The organism is Sphaerisporangium sp. NPDC051017 (assembly GCF_040683095.1).
Taxonomy (GTDB): Bacteria; Actinomycetota; Actinomycetes; order Streptosporangiales; family Streptosporangiaceae; genus Sphaerisporangium.
On sequence record NZ_JBFBCI010000031.1, the window covers coordinates 20912 to 37499 of the forward strand.

Sequence of the window (16588 nt, forward strand, 5' to 3'; positions counted from 1 at the left end):
TTGCGGCGCGTGCCGGCCGGCCTTGACCGCGAGCAGGCGCTGACCGTCCTGCTCGACCGGCTGCGCGAGACGCCGTCGAACGCCGCGTTCCTGCTCCAGGTGGCGGCCACGGCCGCCTGACCGGCGTCCCAGGGCGACCCTCGCCTCGCGCGAGCGGTCGGCATGGAGATGACCGAAGGGGCTAGTACGCGACCCCTACGGCCTGCTTCACCGTCGCGGGATCGTCCAGGACGGCGAGCATCGCGTGCGCGGTGTCGGCCCGGGAGATCGTGTACCCGCGCGGCACGTTGCCGCCGACGACCCGACGGTACCTGCCGGTGAGGGGCTTGTCGGTCAGGCGCGGCGGGCGCACGACCGTCCACTCGGTGGCGCTGCGCCGGATCTCCTCCTCCATCGCCCCGAGGTCGGCGTAGCCGTCGCGCAGGAGCCGGCGCAGCAGGGGCAGCGCGATCTTCGAGTACCAGAGGCTCTCGCCCTCGGGCATCGGCCCGACGGGGACGGCGCTGACGACCACGAGCCGCCGTACGTCGCCCGTCTCCATGGCCTTGAGGATCGCGCGGGTGGCCGTCGAGGCGATGCCCGCGTCCCTCCTGGTCCTCGGCCCGAGGCAGGAGATCACGGCCTCGCGCCCGGCGAACGCGGGGCGCAGCGCGCCGGCGACCGTCACGTCGGCGGTCACCACGTCGAGCGCGGAGTGATTGACGGGCAGCCGCGCGGGGTCGCGGACGACCGCCGTGACCTGGTGCCCGGCGTCCAGAGCCTGGCGGACGACTTCCTTGCCGACACCGCCGGTCGCTCCGAGGACGGTGAGTTTCATGAGCCACCCCTCCCGTAAGTTGGTGAGTACTCACTTACATCCTAGAATGAGTACCCGCCGCCGACGCTCGCGACGCAGGATGTCCGCAGAGGTTGTCGCACGTCCCGGCGTCAGGAAGGAAGAGGTGCGCCGATGCCCCAGCACCCCACGGCCGCAGGCGCCCGCACCCGCGAGCGCATCCTGGAGGCCGCGGAGCATCTCATGCGCACGATCGGCCTCGGCCGGGCCACCACCAAAGAGATCGCCCGCGCCGCCGGTCTGTCCGAGGCCGCCCTCTACCGGCACTTCTCCAGCAAGGAAGAGCTCTTCGTGAAGGTGCTGGAGGAACGCCTGCCCGCGCTCGGCACGCTGATCGCCGCGCTGTCGGAGGACCCCGGCGAGCGGACGGCCGAGGACTGCCTCACCGAGATCGCCCGCACCGCCACGCTGTTCTACGAGGCCAGCATGCCGATCGCCTCGTCCCTGTTCGCCCAGCCCGCGCTGCTGGAACGCCACCGTGAAGGGCTGCGCAAGCTCGGCGCGGGCCCGCACAAGCCTCTCGCCGAGCTGACCGGCTTCCTGCGCGCCCTGCGCGACGACGGGAGCATCCGCGCGGACGCCGACCCGGAGTCGGCGGCCGCGCTGCTGCTGGGCGCGTGCTACCAGCGGGCATTCCTGCGCCTGTTCGTGGGCGAGGACGGGTCGCCCAAGCCGGTGGACGAGTTCGCGGCGGGCCTGGCGCGGACGATTCTCACCGGCGTCGGCTGACCACCGCACGCCAGGGCATCCGTCCAGAGCCCCTCCGGGGTGTCCGCCCGGAGGGGCTCGCGCACGCCGCCCACGCGCTCCCGGTCACGGACCTCGGCCCAGGTCCGGTTACGACCATGCCCGCCCGCGGAGAAGTGGCCGGCTCCGGCATCGGGAGGCGCGAGGAAGGCGGGGCGAGCGGGTAGGAGTCGATGCGGGGACCACCTGGGGTGACCCGGGCGGGCCGGTAGGGGGTCACCCGGGTGCGGACACGGGCGGCGTGGCGGGGGGCCACCCGGGCGTGGACGCGGGCGGGGCATGGCATTATGTTACTGACGAGTAGCCCGGAGCCATCCCACCAACAAGGAGCCAGCCGTGCCAACGTCTCGTGACGTCGTGTTCGTCGACGGCGTGCGCACACCTTTCGGCCGGTCCGGTCCCAAGGGCCTGTACGCCGAGACCCGTGCCGACGACATGGTCGTCCGCGTCATCCGCGAGCTCATGCGCCGCAACCCGAGCCTGCCGCCCGAGCGCGTCGACGAGGTCGCCATCGCCGCCACCACCCAGATCGGAGATCAGGGCCTGACCATCGGACGGTCCGCCGCCGTGCTGGCCGGGCTCCCGAAGTCCGTCCCCGGATACGCCATCGACCGCATGTGCGCGGGCGCGATGACGGCCGTCACCACCGTCGCGGGCGGCATCGCCTTCGGCGCCTACGACGTCGCCATCGCGGGCGGCGTCGAGCACATGGGCCGCCACCCCATGGGCGAGGGCGTCGACCCGAACCCCCGCTTCCTGTCCGAGAAGCTCGTCGACGGATCGGCCCTGATCATGGGCATGACGGCCGAGAACCTGCACGACCGCTACCCGGAGATCACCAAGGAGCGCGCCGACGCGTACGCCGTGGCCTCGCAGGAGAAGGTCGCCAAGGCGTACGCCAACGGCAAGATCCAGCCCGACCTGGTCCCGATGGCCGCCCGCAAGGCCGCCGAGGGCTGGGGCCTCGCCACCGAGGACGAGCCGCCCCGGCCCGGCACCACCGTGGAGGGCCTCGCCGCGCTCAAGACGCCGTTCCGGCCGCACGGCCACGTCACGGCGGGCAACGCGGCGGGCATCAACGACGGCGCCACCGGCAGCGTCATCGCCGCCGCGGACGTCGCCGCCGAGCTCGGCCTCACGCCCAAGATGCGGCTGGTCTCGTACGCCTTCGCCGGCGTCGACCCCGAGGTGATGGGCGTCGGCCCGATCCCCTCGACCGAGAGGGCGCTGCGCCTGGCCGGGCTGGAGATCGGCGACATCGGCCTGATCGAGATCAACGAGGCGTTCGCCGTCCAGGTGCTGGCCTTCCTCGGCCATTTCGGCATCGCCGACGACGACTCCCGCGTGAACCCGTACGGCGGCGCCATCGCCTTCGGCCACCCGCTCGCCTCCTCCGGAGTGCGGCTGATGACGCAGCTCGCCCGGCAGTTCGGCGAGCGCCCCGACGTGCGCTACGGCATCACCACCATGTGCGTCGGCATGGGCATGGGCGGAACGGTCATCTGGGAGAACCCCGCCTGGGAGGGCGCCAAGTGAGCGACATCACCGAGATCTTCGACGACGAGGTCGTGACCCGCGCCCTCGTCCGCGACGTCCGCCTGCCCGGCGGCGCGGGCACGATGGCCCTGATCACGCTGGACAACGGCTTCGACCACACCAAGCCGAACACCTTCGGCCCGCGCGGCCTGCGCGAGCTGGACAGGGCGCTGGACGCCATCGAGGCCCGCGACGACCTGGCCGCCGTCGGCGTCACCGGCAAGCCGTTCATCTTCGCCGTCGGCGCCGATCTCAAGGGCGCGGCGCTCGTGAAGACCCGCGACCAGGCCGTGGAACTCGGCCGACTCGGGCACGAGGTGTTCCGCCGCCTCGGCGAGCTGGACGTGCCGTCGTTCGCGTTCGTCAACGGCGCGGCGATGGGCGGCGGCCTGGAGGTCGCGCTGCACTGCACCTATCGCACGATCTCCTCCGGCGTCCCGGCCGTCGCGCTGCCCGAGTGCTTCCTCGGCCTGGTGCCGGGCTGGGGCGGCACCCAGCTCCTCCCCCGCCTGATCGGCCCCGCCGCCGCGCTCAAGCTGATCATCGAGAACCCGCTGTCGCAGAACCGCATGATCAAGGGCGCCGAGGCGTTCAAGTCGGGCGTCGCCGACGCGATCTTCGAGCCCGCCGACTTCCTGGAGGAGTCCCTGCGCTGGGCGGCCCGCGTGCTGACCGGCGAGGCCGTCGTGACCCGGCCGCCCTTCACCACCGACGCCGCGGCCTGGGAGTCGGCGGTCGCGGCGGCGCGCGGGCTCGTGGACCTCAAGCTGCGCGGCGCCTCGCCGGCCCCGTACCGGGCGCTGGACCTGGTCGAATCGGCCCGCACGGCCACGCGCGACGAGGGCTTCGAGGCCGAGACCCAGGCCCTCGCCGACCTGATCATGGGCGACGAGCTGCGCGCCGGGCTCTACTCGTTCGACCTCGTGCAGCGCCGCGCCAAGCGCCCCGCCGGGGCCCCGGACAAAACACTGGCCCGCAAGATCACCAAGGTCGGGGTGGTCGGCGCGGGGCTCATGGCGTCCCAGCTCGCGCTGCTGTTCGCCCGCCGCCTGGAGGTGCCGGTGGTCCTCACCGACCTGGACCAGGCGCGCCTGGACAAGGGCGTGGGATACGTCCACACCGAGATCGACAAGCTGCTCGCGAAGGGGCGGGTGAGCGGTGACCAGGCCAACCGGCTGAAGTCCCTGGTGTCCGGGTCGCTGACCAAGGACGCGTTCGCCGACGCCGACCTCGTCATCGAGGCCGTCTTCGAGGACCTCAAGGTCAAGAAGCAGGTCTTCGCCGAGGTCGAGGCCGTGGTGACCCCGGAGTGCGTGCTCGCCACGAACACCTCCTCGCTGTCGGTCACGGCGATGGCCTCCGGCCTGCGCAACCCCGAGCGGGTCGTCGGCTTCCACTTCTTCAACCCGGTGGCCGTGCTGCCCCTGTTGGAGATCGTCCGCGGCGAGCGCACCGACGACGCCACGCTGGCCACGGCCTTCGCGACCGGCAAGGCGCTGAAGAAGTCGTGCGTGCTGGTGAAGGACGCCCCGGCGTTCGTGGTGAACCGCCTGCTCACCCGTTTCATGGGCGAGGTCATCGGCGCCGTGGACGAGGGCACCCCGATCGAGACGGCCGACCACGCGCTGGACGGGCTCGGGCTGCCGATGTCGCCGTTCGCGCTGCTCCAGCTCGTCGGGCCCGCCGTGGCCCTGCACGTCGCCGAGACCCTGCACGAGGCGTTCCCCGACCGGTACAAGGTGTCGGAGAACCTCGCGAGCCTCGTCAAGGCCGGCAAGCCTGGCGTGTTCGCCCCGGACTTCTCGATCGACCCCGAGGCGCGGGAGATCTTCGAGGGCTCCGGCCTCACCGGGCCGGACGCCGGGGAGGTCCGCGACCGCGCGCTGCGGGCGCTGGCCGAGGAGGTGCGCCTGATGCTGGACGAGGGCGTCGTGGCCGCCGCCGAGGACATCGACCTGTGCGTGATCCTCGGCGCGGGCTGGCCGTTCCACACCGGCGGCATCACGCCGTACCTGGACCGGACGGGCGTCTCCGAGCAGGTCAACGGGCGTCGGTTCCTGTCCCCGGGCGTGGCCTCCGTCCCGGCCTGAGCATCCGGCCGGGCGGGCGAGGCGCCCGCCCGGCCGGCCGTCCACAACGTCGAACCGACCGAAAGCCCGCCAGAGTGGTATGTACCTGTACAGACCACTCGTGCCTCGGGTGCGCGCACGAGGGCGAGCACCGGGTTCGGGATGATGGGGACGTGCTGGCCGACGCGATCGACTCCCTCGCCTGCCCCGTCTGCCGCGGCGACCTGTCGCTGCCGGGCGGGGTCGTGCGCTGCGTCGACGGCCACGCGTTCGACGTCGCGCGGCAGGGCTACGTCAGCCTGCTGACCGGTTCGGGCGTCCCCGGGACGGCCGACACCCCGGCCATGGTGGCCGCGCGGGAGGAGTTCCTCGGCGCCGGCCACTTCGCGCCCCTCGCCGAGCGGCTCCGCGCGCTCGTCCACGATCTCGTCCGCGATCTCGTCGGCGGCGGGCCCGCGCTCGTCCTGGACGCCGGAGCGGGCACGGGGTACCACCTGAGCCGGGTTCTGCGCCCGGAGGATGTGGGGATCGCCCTGGACGTCTCCAAGCACGCACTGAGGCGGGCTGCGCGGGCCCATCCGCGGATCGCCGCGGTGGTGGCGGACGTGTGGCGGCCGCTGCCGGTCAAGGACGGCCGCGCCGACGTGGTCCTCGACGTCTTCGCCCCGCGCAACGCGCCCGAGTTCGCCCGCGTCCTGCGTCCGGGCGGGACGCTCGTCGTGGTGACCCCCACGCCCCGGCACCTGGCCCCGCTCGTCGAGACGCTGGGCCTGCTGTCGGTGGACGAGGACAAGGACCGGCGGGTCGGGGAGGCGCTCGGGGGGCATTTCATGGAGGCGGGGCATCTGGTGGAGGAGGCGCGGATGTCCCTGGACCACCGCGCCGTGGCCACGGTGGCCGGAATGGGGCCGAGCGCGTGGCACGTCGATCCCGTCACTTTGGAACGGCAGGTCTCCTGTCTCCCCGCCTTGACAAGTGTCGAAATGTCATGCCACATCTACATGTTCCGTAAGATCGCCTAGAACAACCGGAAATACGAATTTCCCCGACTTTGTAGGCCATCATCCCTTTAGAAGAGACATACTTAACGGCAACCCGCCGATCCCGGTCCGGGAGAGCGTGAGGGAGGGGCACGCCCATGAAGGCCGAGGAACGCTGGCAGGCCAGGTTCCGCGCGGCACGTATGACACTGCCCATGTGGGCACGCCAGGCACCGTCCCGGGCCGTGTACCGCTGCAACATCTCCGGTGTCTGGGAGATCCACGCCTGGGACCGGTCCACCGGCGCCACCAGGCAGGTCACCAGCCGTCCGCGCGGCACCTCCCACGCCGCGATCGACCCCACCGGCCAGTGGATCTGGTGGTTCTCCGACACCTACGGCGACGAGTTCGGCATCTGGATGCGCCAGCCGTTCACCGGCGGCCCGGAGATCCCCGCCCACCCCGACCTCGCGCCCGGCCACCCGACCGGCCTCGCGCTGTCGGCCACGGGCACCGCCGCCGTCGGGCGCAGCAGCCGCCACGGCTTCCAGATCCTGCACTTCCGCGTCGGGTCCGAGGAACGTCCCGCCGTCATCTACGAGTCGCGCGAGTTCGCGCAGGTGGCGGGCATTTCACTGGACGGCTCCCTGATCGCGGTCAGCCACAGCGAGCACGGCGACTCGCGCCACCCCGCCCTGCGCGTGCTCAGGCCGAACGGCCACGTCGTCGGCGACCTGCACGACGGGTGCGGCAAGGGCTTCAGCGGCGTGCGCTTCGCCCCGACCGCGACCGACCGGCGCATCCTCACCCTGCACGAGCGGCGCGGCCGCCGCGAACCGCTGGTCTGGGACCCGATGACCGGCGAGCAGCGCGAGATCTGGCTGCGCGTGCCCGGTGAGATCACCGCCGACTGGTACCACGACGGCCGCGCCGTGCTGATCGGCCACAACAACCGCGCGCGGACCGAGCTGTTCCGCTACGACCTCGGGGGCGGCGGCCTCACGCCGATCAAGACCCTGCACGGCGTCATCCACGACGCGATGCCCCGGCCCGACGGCAACGTCGAGTACTCCTGGTCGAGCGCCGCGCACCCGCCGGTGATCAGGTCCAGCGACGGCCACGTCGTCATGAACCAGTCCGGCCCGTCCGCGCCGCCCTCGGTGCCGCTGGAGGACGTCTTCGTCGAGGGCCCGGGCGGGCGCGTCCACGCCCTGGTGTCGCGGCCCGAGAGCGGCACCGGGCCCTACCCGGCCGTGTTCCTGCTGCACGGCGGACCGGCGGCGCAGGACGACGACTCCTTCCTGCCGAACGTCGCCGCCTGGGTCGACGCGGGCTTCGTGGTCGTGCGCGTCAACTACCGGGGCTCGACGGGGTACGGCTCGGCGTGGCGGGACGCGCTGCGCGGCGACGTCGGCCACATCGAGCTGTCGGACGTCGCGGCCATCCGCGAATGGGCGCTCAACACGCGCCTGGTGGACCCGGAGCGGCTCGTGCTCGCGGGCGCGTCCTGGGGCGGCTACCTCACGCTGCTCGGCCTCGGCACCCAGCCCAAGTGGTGGGCGGCCGGGATCGCCGCCGTGCCCATCGCCGACCACGCCGCCGCCTACAACGACGAGACCGAGGGCCTGCGCGCCTACCACCGCGCCCTGTTCGGCGGCTCGCCGCGCGAGGTGCCCGACCTGTACGCGGCGTCGTCCCCGATGTCCTACCTGGACGGCATCCAGGCGCCGCTGCTCGTGCTCGCGGGCGAGAACGACCCGCGCTCGCCGATCAGGCAGATCGAGCAGTACCTGGAGAAGCTCACCGAGCGCGGCCACGAGTTCGAGGTCTACCGCTACAACGCCGGCCACGGTTCGCTGGTGGTGGAGGAGCGCATCCGCCAGATGGCGGCCCAGCTCGACTTCGCCCGCAAGAACGTCGGCCTGTAGCCGGAGCCGGGCCGGCTGGTCCGGCCCGGTCCAGTCCGCCTGGTCCGATCCGGACCAACTGGGCCGGACCAACTGGGCCGGACCTCAGTCGGCGCGCAGGACCAGGATCGCCAGGTCGTCCGCGCTGGGCTCGATGGCGAACTCCTCCACGGCGCGCCGGATGCGCTCGGCGACGCCGCGCGCCGACAGGTCCACGCATTCGGCCAGGAGCTTGGCGAGGCCGCCGTCGTCGTCCAGCAGGCGGGCGCCCGAACGGCGTTCCGTCACGCCGTCGGTGACGCCGAGGAGGACGTCTCCGGGCGCCAGGTGGACGTGGTCGGCCTCGAACTCGACCTCGGGGAACACGCCGAGCAGGGATTGCGAGGTGACGACGGCCTCCACGACGCCGCTCGGCCGCAGCCGCAGGGCCTCGGGGTGGCCGGCGGAGATCAGGGAGAGGTCGAGCCCGTCGTCGGTGCGGGTGATCTCGCCGTGCAGGAGGGTGAGGAAGCGGGCGCGCTCCCCTTCCTCCAGGATCGCCCTGTTCAGCCGGGACATGACGGCCGCGACATCGTACCCCTCGCGGGCGAGCAGGCGCAGCGTATGGCGGGCCAGGCCGGTGACCGCGGCGGCCTCGGGGCCCGTGCCGCAGACGTCGCCGATCGCGAACCGCCAGGACGACTCGCCGGTGGTGAAGAGGTCGTAGAAGTCGCCGCCGACCTCGTTGGTCTCGCCCGCGGGCTCGTACACCACGGAGTAGTCCAGGCCCGGGGTCTCGGCGGGGGTGCCGGGCGGCAGCAGGCTGCGCTGGAGGGCGCGGTTGGCGTCGGCCTGCTGGGCGTACAGCCGGGCGTTGTCCATCGCGAGCGCCGCGCGCCGCCCGAGGTCCTCGGCGAGCTGGGCGACGTCGTCGGGGAAGCGGCCGGCGCGCCCGAGGCACATGATGCCGAGGCTGCGCCCGCGCGCGGTCAGCGGGAAGGCCAGCGACTGCCAGTCGGCGAGCTGGATCGGCATCGGGCTGAGGTTGTCCACCGCGGGGATCTCGGCGTGGTCGAGCTGCTCGCGCAGCGCGTCGATCTGCGACTCGTCGGCGTGCCAGAGGTAGGCGGGCGTGTGCGGCTCGCCGTTGGACCCGGCCGTGTAGACCGCGCACCAGGTGGCCAGCCGGGGGACGACGATCTGGGCGATCAGCGCGGGCACCATGTTGAGGTCGAGGGTGCCGGCGAGAAGATCGCTGGCGTCGGCGAGGAACCCCAGCCAGCCGGGGCCCTGCGAGGCTCCGCCGCCGGTCCAGTCGTCGTGGGAGGCGTGCCCGCCGTTCCAGTCGTCCACGACGTCGGTCTCGGCGTTCCCGGGCAGGGGCAGCCGGGCCCAGCGGGTGCGCAGAGTCCCGGAGAAGCTGACGCCCCAGACGCTCACCGGAGCGGACGGAGCCGAAGCGACGGGCTCGTCGAGATCCTTCTGCCGGACCTCGATCTGCAAAGAATCGCCCTGATGCTCCCATACAATCTCAAATGGGACATCTTGCACCTCGGACACGAGTTCTCCGGTCAGCCGCTCGGCCGCAGACCTGATCGGAGCAGCGGCCCAAGCGGTCATGACCTCGCGAGTGAACCGTATCGCCGCGGGTAGGGCCGTACCGCCGGCCGCGAAGGAAGCGGCCAGCACACCCCGGGAAGAACCAGTCATCACACTGTGCTTACCACACCTCGCCGTTACATGCGGTCAATCGTCTGGGCAACCGCAGCGCCGCCTTCGTGCCAGACTGGCATTACTCCGAAGTCCCGCCCGAACAGCGTGAAGGAGGCTTCATGAAGGGTACCCCGACTGCGGAGCCAGGTTCGGAGCGGTGTTACACCGAGTCCGAGCTACGGCCGTTGCTGGAGACGCTGATCACATGGCGTGACGGTGACTTCAGGCGCAGGGTCCCCCACGCCCCGCACGGCATTCTCAGCGAGATCCGCCTGCTGGTCAACGAGGTCGCCGACCGCCGTGAACATCTCGCCAACGAACTGCTGCGCGTCCGCAGGGAGGTCGTGAAGGAAGGCCGCTTCGGTATGCGGCTGACCTCCGGCCCCGGCGTCGGCTCCTGGGCCGAGAGCGTCGACTCGGTGAACGCGCTGATCGACGCGCTGGTCGGCCCCGTGAGCAGCGCCGCCGACGTCCTCGACGCCGTCGCCCAGGGCGATCTCTCCCGCCGCATCGACATGGAACGCACCGCGCGCGGCGAGGTCCGGCGGCTCGGCAAGGCCATCAACGGCATGGTCGACCAGCTCTCCCTGTTCACCTCCGAGGTCACGCGCGTCGCCCGCGAGGTCGGGTCCGAGGGCCGGCTCGGCGGCCGGGCCAACCTGCGCGGCATGTCGGGAAGCTGGCGCGACCTCACCGAAGCCGTGAACACCATGTCCAGCCGGGTGTCCGCCCAGGTCCGCGACATCGCCGTCGTCACCACCGCCGTCGCGCGCGGCGACCTCAGCCGCAAGGTCACCGTCGACGCCGTCGGCGAGATGCTGGAGCTGAAGAACACCGTCAACACCATGGTCGACCAGCTCTCGGCCTTCGCCGAGGAGGTCACCCGCGTCGCCCGCGAGGTCGGCACCGAGGGCGAGCTGGGCGGCCAGGCCCGCGTACGGGGCGTTTCGGGCGTCTGGAAGGACCTCACCGACAACGTCAACGTCATGGCGAGCAACCTGACGAGCCAGGTGCGCAACATCGCCACCGTCGCGACCGCCGTGGCCCAGGGCGATCTCTCCAAGAAGATCACCGCGGACGCCCAGGGCGAGATGCTGCAGCTCAAAGAGACCCTCAACACGATGGTCGACCAGCTGTCGATGTTCGCCGACGAGGTCACCCGCGTCGCCCGCGAGGTCGGCACCGAGGGCCAGCTCGGCGGGCGCGCCGACGTGAAGGGCGTTTCCGGCGTCTGGAAGGACCTCACCGACAACGTCAACTCGATGGCGAACAACCTGACCTACCAGGTCCGCAACATCGCCCAGGTCACCAAGGCCGTCGCCGGTGGCGACCTGTCGAAGAAGATCGACGTGGACGCCCAGGGCGAGATGCTGGAGCTGAAGTCCACGATCAACACCATGGTCGACCAGCTCTCGTCGGTCGCCTCCGAGGTCAGCCGCGTCGCCCGCGAGGTCGGCTCGGAGGGCCAGCTCGGCGGCCAGGCGCAGGTCCGCGGCGTGTCCGGCGTCTGGAAGGACCTCACCGACAACGTCAACTTCATGGCCAACAACCTGACCTCCCAGGTCCGGCAGATCGCGGCCGTCTCCAACGCCGTCGTCCAGGGCAACCTGTCCAAGAAGATCACCGTGGACGCGCAGGGCGAGATCCTGCAGCTCAAGGACACGGTGAACACGATGGTCGACCAGCTCTCGATGTTCGCCGACGAGGTCACCCGCGTCGCCCGCGAGGTCGGCACCATGGGCGAGCTCGGCGGCCAGGCCCGCGTGCGCGGCGTCTCGGGCGTCTGGAAGGACCTTACCGACAACGTCAACGAACTGGCCGGCAACCTGACCTACCAGGTCCGCGCGATCGCCGAGGTCACCACCTTCGTCGCCAAGGGCGACCTGTCCAGGAAGATCGACGTCGACGCGCAGGGCGAGATCCTCGTCCTGAAGACCACGATCAACCGCATGGTCGACCAGCTCTCCTCCTTCGCCTCCGAGATCACGCGCGTCGCCCGCGAGGTCGCCTCCGAAGGCCGCCTCGGCGGCCAGGCGCGGGTCGAGGGCGTCGAGGGCACGTGGAAGCAGCTCACCGAGAGCGTCAACGAGCTGGCCGGCAACCTGACCACCCAGGTCCGCGCCATCGCCGAGGTCACCAGCGCCGTCGCCCGAGGCGACCTCACCCGCTCGATCAGCGTCGAGGCGCAGGGCGAGCTGGCCGACCTGAAGGACAACATCAACACGATGGTGTCCAACCTGGTCGCCACCACCAAGGCCAACCAGGAACAGGACTGGCTGAAGAGCAACCTGGCCCGCGTCTCCCGCCTCATGCAGGGCCACCGCGACCTCATGGAGGTCGGCAAGCTGATCATGAGCGAGCTCACCCCGCTCGTGACCGCCCACCACGGCGCGTTCTACATGGTCTCCCGCCCGCGCGACACCGAGCTACGGCTGATCGCCGGGTACGGCGTGCGCCCGGGCTCGGGCACCGGCCCGCGCGAGCGGTTCGCGTTCGGGCAGGGCATCGTCGGCCAGGCGGCGGCCGAGGGACGGCCCATCGTCCTGGACAACGTCCCGGCCGAGTACCTCACGATCGAATCCGGGCTGAGCAAGTCCACGCCCGCCCAGATCGTCGTCCTGCCCGTCATCTTCGAGGACCAGGTGCTCGGCGTCATGGAGCTGGCCTCGTTCAGCCGGTTCGGAGAGGTCCACCTGGCCTTCCTCAACCAGCTCGTCGAGACCATCGGCGTCACGATGAACACGATCATCGCCAACTCCCGCACCGAGGGCCTGCTCGCCGAGTCCCAGCGGCTCACCACCGAGCTTCGCGAGCGCTCCGACGAGCTGCAGCGCCAGCAGGAGGAACTGCGCCGGTCCAACGCCGAACTGGAGGACAAGGCGGCGCTGCTCGCCAAGCAGAACCGCGCCATCGAGATCCAGAACTTCCAGATCGAACAGGCCCGCCGCACGCTGGAGGAACGCGCCGAGCAGCTCGCCGTGTCGTCCCGGTACAAGACCGAGTTCCTCGCCAACATGTCGCACGAGCTGCGCACCCCGCTCAACAGCCTCCTCGTGCTGGCCAAGCTGCTCACCGAGAACAGCGAGGGCAACCTCACCGCGCAGCAGGTCGAGTTCGCCAAGACCATCCACGGCGCCGGGTCCGCGCTGCTCCAGCTGATCAACGACATCCTCGACCTGTCCAAGGTCGAGGCCGGCCGCATGGACATCCACCCCCAGCAGATCTCCATGCCCAAGCTGGTCGAGTACGTCGAGGCCACGTTCAGCCCTCTCGCCCAGGACAAGGGCCTGTCGTTCTCCGTCGAGGTCGACCCGTCCGTGCCCGAGGAACTGCGCACCGACGAGCAGCGCCTCCAGCAGGTCCTGCGCAACCTGCTGTCCAACGCGGTCAAGTTCACCCCCAAGGGCGAGGTCCGCCTGGACGTCACCCGCGCCGCCGGCGTCCCCTACATCGACGAGACCCTGCGCGGCAGCGACGACATCCTGTCCTTCTCCGTGATCGACACCGGCATCGGCATCGCGCCCGAGAAGCTCGACGTCGTCTTCGAGCAGTTCCGCCAGGCCGACGGCACCACCAGCCGCAAGTACGGCGGAACCGGGCTCGGCCTGTCGATATGCCGCGAAATCGCCCGCCTGCTCGGCGGCGAGATCCACGCCAAGAGCGAGCCCGGGCGCGGCAGCACGTTCACCCTGCACCTGCCGATCAGCTACTCCGGCCCCCTCGCCAACGGCGACGGCGGCGCGGCCGTCCTGGACACCCCGCCGGGGTCCGCGCTGGAGCTCACCGCCTCCGACGTGCTGCCCGAGCTGCCGGCCATCGCCGAGGAAGTGCCGCTCCCGCACAACCCCGAGGCATGGCAGGGCGACGACCCGCTGAACGGTGCGAAGATTCTCATCGTGGACGACGACATCCGCAATGTCTTCGCGCTCACCAGCGTGCTGGAACGCCACGGCGCGACCGTCGTCTACGCCGAGAACGGGCTGGAAGGCGTCGACCAGCTCGAACGCAACGACGACGTCGCGCTCGTCCTGATGGACATCATGATGCCCGAGATGGACGGCTGGGCGACCACGTCCACCATCCGCCGGATGCCGCAGTTCGCCGACCTGCCGATCATCGCGCTGACCGCCAAGGTGATGCGCGGCGACCGGGAGAAGAGCATCGCCTCCGGCGCCTCCGACTACGTGCCGAAGCCCGTCGACGTCGACCGGCTTCTCGAACGCCTTCGGGGATGGCTCACACGCGGCCGGGTGGCCTCCGGCGAGGGCAGGGAGGGGCGCGGTTGATGCCGGATCGAGCGAAGATCCTGCTGGTCGACGACCGGGAGGAGAACCTCATCGCCCTGGAGGCGATCCTCAGTTCCCTGGACGTGACCGCCATGCGGGCGCGTTCGGGCGAGGAGGCCCTCAAGGCACTGCTCGGCATCGACTTCGCGTTGATCCTGCTCGACGTGCGCATGCCCGGAATGGATGGCTTCGAGACCGCCGCGCACATCAAGCGGCGCGAGCGCACGCGCAACATCCCGATCATCTTCCTCACGGTGGTCGACAGCGCCCCCGACTACGCCTTCCGCGGCTACGCGGCGGGCGCCGTCGACTACCTCACCAAGCCGTTCGACCCGTGGGTCCTGCGCGCCAAGGTCTCGGTGTTCGTCGAGCTCCACAACATGAACCGGCGCCTGGCCGAACAGGCGTCCCTGCTGCGCGAACGCCTCAGCGTCGAGCTGCCCGACGGCATGGGCGCCGAGGTCCTCCCCGAACTGTCCCGCCGCCTCGCCGCCGTGGAAGAAGAGGTCACCCGCATCCGCGACCTCACCGAACACGCCAACGGCAGCACCAGCCTCACCGCCCCCCTGAACGACCTCACCAACCGAGTAACCCACCTCAGAGCCGGCTTCGACGCCCTCAGCTGACCACCTCAACTCCACAGGAGGCATGTGCTAGAAACGGCACGTGCCTGTCACCCTGCTGGTCCCGGACGTCCCAGATGAGGTCGTCGAGATCCTCAAGTCCCGCGCCTCTGCCAACGGCATGTCCTTGAACGCCTACCTTTGCGAGATGCTTTCTCAAGAGGCCGCAATCCCTGAACAGCCGACGACAACGGAGACGTCATGCGAGAAGAGGCCATAAGCGTGCCGAAGAACACCTTCGTTCGCGGCAACGAGCACCTGGACCGCCTCCTGTCCGACCCGGACCTCGCGGCGGAGGTTGCCAAGGCAAATGAGGCGGTCATCTCTCGGACAAGAACGCCCAAGACGTCCCCAGAAGAGCTGGTCAGAGCCGAGCGCGCCCTTCCCATCGAATCCCTCGCCGACCTCGCGGCACCGGACATCTTCGGCAGCGATGAGGAATTGGAGGAGTTCTTGACCTTCACGCGCGCTGAACGCCAGAGCGACACATAAGCGTCGCACTCATACGAAGCATTCTCACAAGGACGTGAACCAGAACTTAGGTGGGGCGATTTTCGGATCGATCACTTGCATCCGGCTGCGCGGAGTCGGGTCGACTCCCCGCAGTGTGATCAACCGCTGGCCGTCCGCCTCCTCCAGGAGTGCCAGAGCCCCCGGAAGTCCCGCGGCGACCGTCGCGATGGCGATCCCCATCCCCGCCAGGCCGGCATGCTTGTGGGGGTACTCGATCCGGTGTAGACCGGACGCTTTGATGGCCGCGACTTCCCGGGGGCGCTGCATCTGCTTGCCGTCATTGGTCAGGATCACCTGAAATCCTTCGTTCACGGCACGTGGATAGAGGCTCTCGTCGCGTGTTCCCGACCAGCCTGGCAGGTCTAGCAGGTGAACGATCTCCTGGTTCAGGACGAATGCGGTGATCACCTGACGAAGTGGTTTGGGGACGTTCTCATCCAGCAGCAGCCGCACGTGGCTCCCTGGACGGTTCGTAGCTGTCGACGTAATCGGCGAAGTCGGCCGCGTCCATCGCGGCCGAGGCGGTGACATTCGGGTAGAAGTCGCTGACCCGCTCGGCCGGGACACCATCGCGCAGCAGCGCCGCGACCTCGTCGTAAGGAATCCGCGTGCCTTCGATCACCGGGACCCCGCCCCGGATCGCCGGGTCCACGGTCACGTGATCGCGTGGCCGGAGCAGGTCGGGAATGTGTCGGCCGTCTCGGTAGAACGGGCGCAGCACATCGACCATTTCGTGGATGACGAGGTTGGCCTTTCGATGCACAAGGTCGGTCGCCTGGTCGGGCTCCACCAGGTAGATGCTGCTACCGTCGGCCACCAACTGATAGGCCGAAAGATGGTCGCGCTCTCGTAGATCATCGCGGAGGGTGTCCAGAGCCCGCCGGATCCGCTGAAGAGAAGTGTCGTTGCGCAACTTCACGCATGTCCTGAGTGCCACGACATCCCTGAAGGAGTAGAGAATCGGCCGCACATCAGAGATCTCGGGCACGAGCACGGCACCCCGGCCTGCGCTCTTACGCCAGTGAGCGAGCTGGCGAAGCGTGGCACCCGACAACGCCGCGGCGAGTGTCGGACTGTAGGCCATTCTCTTCACCTCCTTCCTCATGCTCAACGTCTGACCGAGCTATGGAGCCATCATCGCAAAGATCCCGGCGATGTTCGTGGTTCGCGGACATGCAGGTGAGCCCCGTGACGCCATTGCTGCGGCCATATCGGGCAGTTCCAGGTATGCGGACAGGACGAACCAGAGGACGCACTAGGCGCTGCCGGTGACCCTGGCGTGGCCGTGCGGTTGACGGTTACAGCGTGTCGGTCACCAAGCCGCTGATGGCCGCTCTCCTGACCTGTGTTGGCCTGCGCGGTGATCGGTCGTTCATCGCGGGAAGATCGGGACGCGTCCG

Annotated in this window: 12 protein-coding genes; 8 read left to right on the forward strand and 4 right to left on the reverse strand. The window is 70.3% G+C overall.

The window, feature by feature from the left end; genetic code table 11:
• Positions 1 to 181: 181 nt before the first annotated feature.
• Positions 182 to 817, reverse strand: coding sequence for an SDR family oxidoreductase (locus tag AB0M95_RS23605; protein ID WP_363768317.1), 636 nt, complete (start codon positions 815 to 817; stop codon positions 182 to 184).
• A gap of 132 nt (positions 818 to 949) precedes the next feature.
• Here AB0M95_RS23605 and AB0M95_RS23610 point away from each other — a divergent pair, with 132 nt between their 5' ends.
• The 5 genes from AB0M95_RS23610 to AB0M95_RS23630 all read left to right on the forward strand — a co-directional run bounded on the left by AB0M95_RS23610 (position 950) and on the right by AB0M95_RS23630 (position 8095).
• Positions 950 to 1564 (forward strand): TetR/AcrR family transcriptional regulator, encoded by a 615-nt coding sequence (locus AB0M95_RS23610; RefSeq protein WP_363768319.1) that lies wholly within the window; start codon positions 950 to 952, stop codon positions 1562 to 1564.
• A gap of 354 nt (positions 1565 to 1918) precedes the next feature.
• On the forward strand, positions 1919 to 3118 hold the full coding sequence (locus AB0M95_RS23615) for a thiolase family protein (RefSeq protein WP_358518322.1): 1200 nt from the start codon (positions 1919 to 1921) through the stop codon (positions 3116 to 3118).
• Positions 3115 to 5208: a 3-hydroxyacyl-CoA dehydrogenase NAD-binding domain-containing protein gene (locus AB0M95_RS23620; protein WP_363768322.1), complete on the forward strand. Its 2094-nt coding sequence runs from the start codon at positions 3115 to 3117 to the stop codon at positions 5206 to 5208. Before AB0M95_RS23615 ends, AB0M95_RS23620 begins: the two co-directional genes overlap by 4 nt.
• Before the next feature lie 152 nt (positions 5209 to 5360).
• Positions 5361 to 6209, forward strand: coding sequence for a putative RNA methyltransferase (locus tag AB0M95_RS23625; RefSeq protein WP_363768325.1), 849 nt, complete (start codon positions 5361 to 5363; stop codon positions 6207 to 6209).
• A gap of 116 nt (positions 6210 to 6325) precedes the next feature.
• Complete coding sequence (locus AB0M95_RS23630; RefSeq protein ID WP_363768328.1) at positions 6326 to 8095, forward strand: prolyl oligopeptidase family serine peptidase; 1770 nt, start codon at positions 6326 to 6328, stop codon at positions 8093 to 8095.
• Between the two features lie 84 nt (positions 8096 to 8179).
• Here AB0M95_RS23630 and AB0M95_RS23635 read toward each other — a convergent pair whose 3' ends face one another.
• On the reverse strand, positions 8180 to 9556 hold the full coding sequence (locus tag AB0M95_RS23635) for a SpoIIE family protein phosphatase (RefSeq protein WP_363768331.1): 1377 nt from the start codon (positions 9554 to 9556) through the stop codon (positions 8180 to 8182).
• A gap of 329 nt (positions 9557 to 9885) precedes the next feature.
• On the opposite strand from AB0M95_RS23635, the gene AB0M95_RS23640 reads away from it, so the two are divergent.
• The 3 genes from AB0M95_RS23640 to AB0M95_RS23650 all read left to right on the forward strand — a co-directional run bounded on the left by AB0M95_RS23640 (position 9886) and on the right by AB0M95_RS23650 (position 15167).
• Positions 9886 to 14052 (forward strand): HAMP domain-containing protein, encoded by a 4167-nt coding sequence (locus tag AB0M95_RS23640; RefSeq protein WP_358518337.1) that lies wholly within the window; start codon positions 9886 to 9888, stop codon positions 14050 to 14052.
• Positions 14052 to 14678, forward strand: a complete 627-nt coding sequence (locus AB0M95_RS23645) for a response regulator (RefSeq protein ID WP_363768334.1) — start codon at positions 14052 to 14054, stop codon at positions 14676 to 14678. Before AB0M95_RS23640 ends, AB0M95_RS23645 begins: the two co-directional genes overlap by 1 nt.
• 198 nt (positions 14679 to 14876) lie before the next feature.
• Entirely contained in the window at positions 14877 to 15167 is a 291-nt protein-coding gene (locus tag AB0M95_RS23650; protein ID WP_363768337.1) for a hypothetical protein, read from the forward strand.
• A gap of 24 nt (positions 15168 to 15191) precedes the next feature.
• Here AB0M95_RS23650 and AB0M95_RS23655 read toward each other — a convergent pair whose 3' ends face one another.
• Positions 15192 to 15641, reverse strand: coding sequence for a hypothetical protein (locus tag AB0M95_RS23655; RefSeq protein WP_363768340.1), 450 nt, complete (start codon positions 15639 to 15641; stop codon positions 15192 to 15194).
• Entirely contained in the window at positions 15622 to 16272 is a 651-nt protein-coding gene (locus AB0M95_RS23660) for a DUF433 domain-containing protein (protein WP_363768343.1), read from the reverse strand. Before AB0M95_RS23660 ends, AB0M95_RS23655 begins: the two co-directional genes overlap by 20 nt.
• Positions 16273 to 16588 lie beyond the last annotated feature (316 nt).

What these genes read in the sequence shown, in the direction of transcription:
- AB0M95_RS23605 (WP_363768317.1), bottom strand. Translation starts at nt 817, where the DNA reads ATGAAACTCACCGTCCTCGGAGCGACCGGCGGTGTCGGCAAGGAAGTC.
- AB0M95_RS23610 (WP_363768319.1), top strand. Translation starts at nt 950, where the DNA reads ATGCCCCAGCACCCCACGGCCGCAGGCGCCCGCACCCGCGAGCGCATC.
- AB0M95_RS23630 (WP_363768328.1), top strand. Translation starts at nt 6,326, where the DNA reads ATGAAGGCCGAGGAACGCTGGCAGGCCAGGTTCCGCGCGGCACGTATG.
- AB0M95_RS23640 (WP_358518337.1), top strand. Translation starts at nt 9,886, where the DNA reads ATGAAGGGTACCCCGACTGCGGAGCCAGGTTCGGAGCGGTGTTACACC.
- AB0M95_RS23645 (WP_363768334.1), top strand. Translation starts at nt 14,052, where the DNA reads ATGCCGGATCGAGCGAAGATCCTGCTGGTCGACGACCGGGAGGAGAAC.
- AB0M95_RS23650 (WP_363768337.1), top strand. Translation starts at nt 14,877, where the DNA reads ATGCGAGAAGAGGCCATAAGCGTGCCGAAGAACACCTTCGTTCGCGGC.
- AB0M95_RS23660 (WP_363768343.1), bottom strand. Translation starts at nt 16,272, where the DNA reads ATGGCCTACAGTCCGACACTCGCCGCGGCGTTGTCGGGTGCCACGCTT.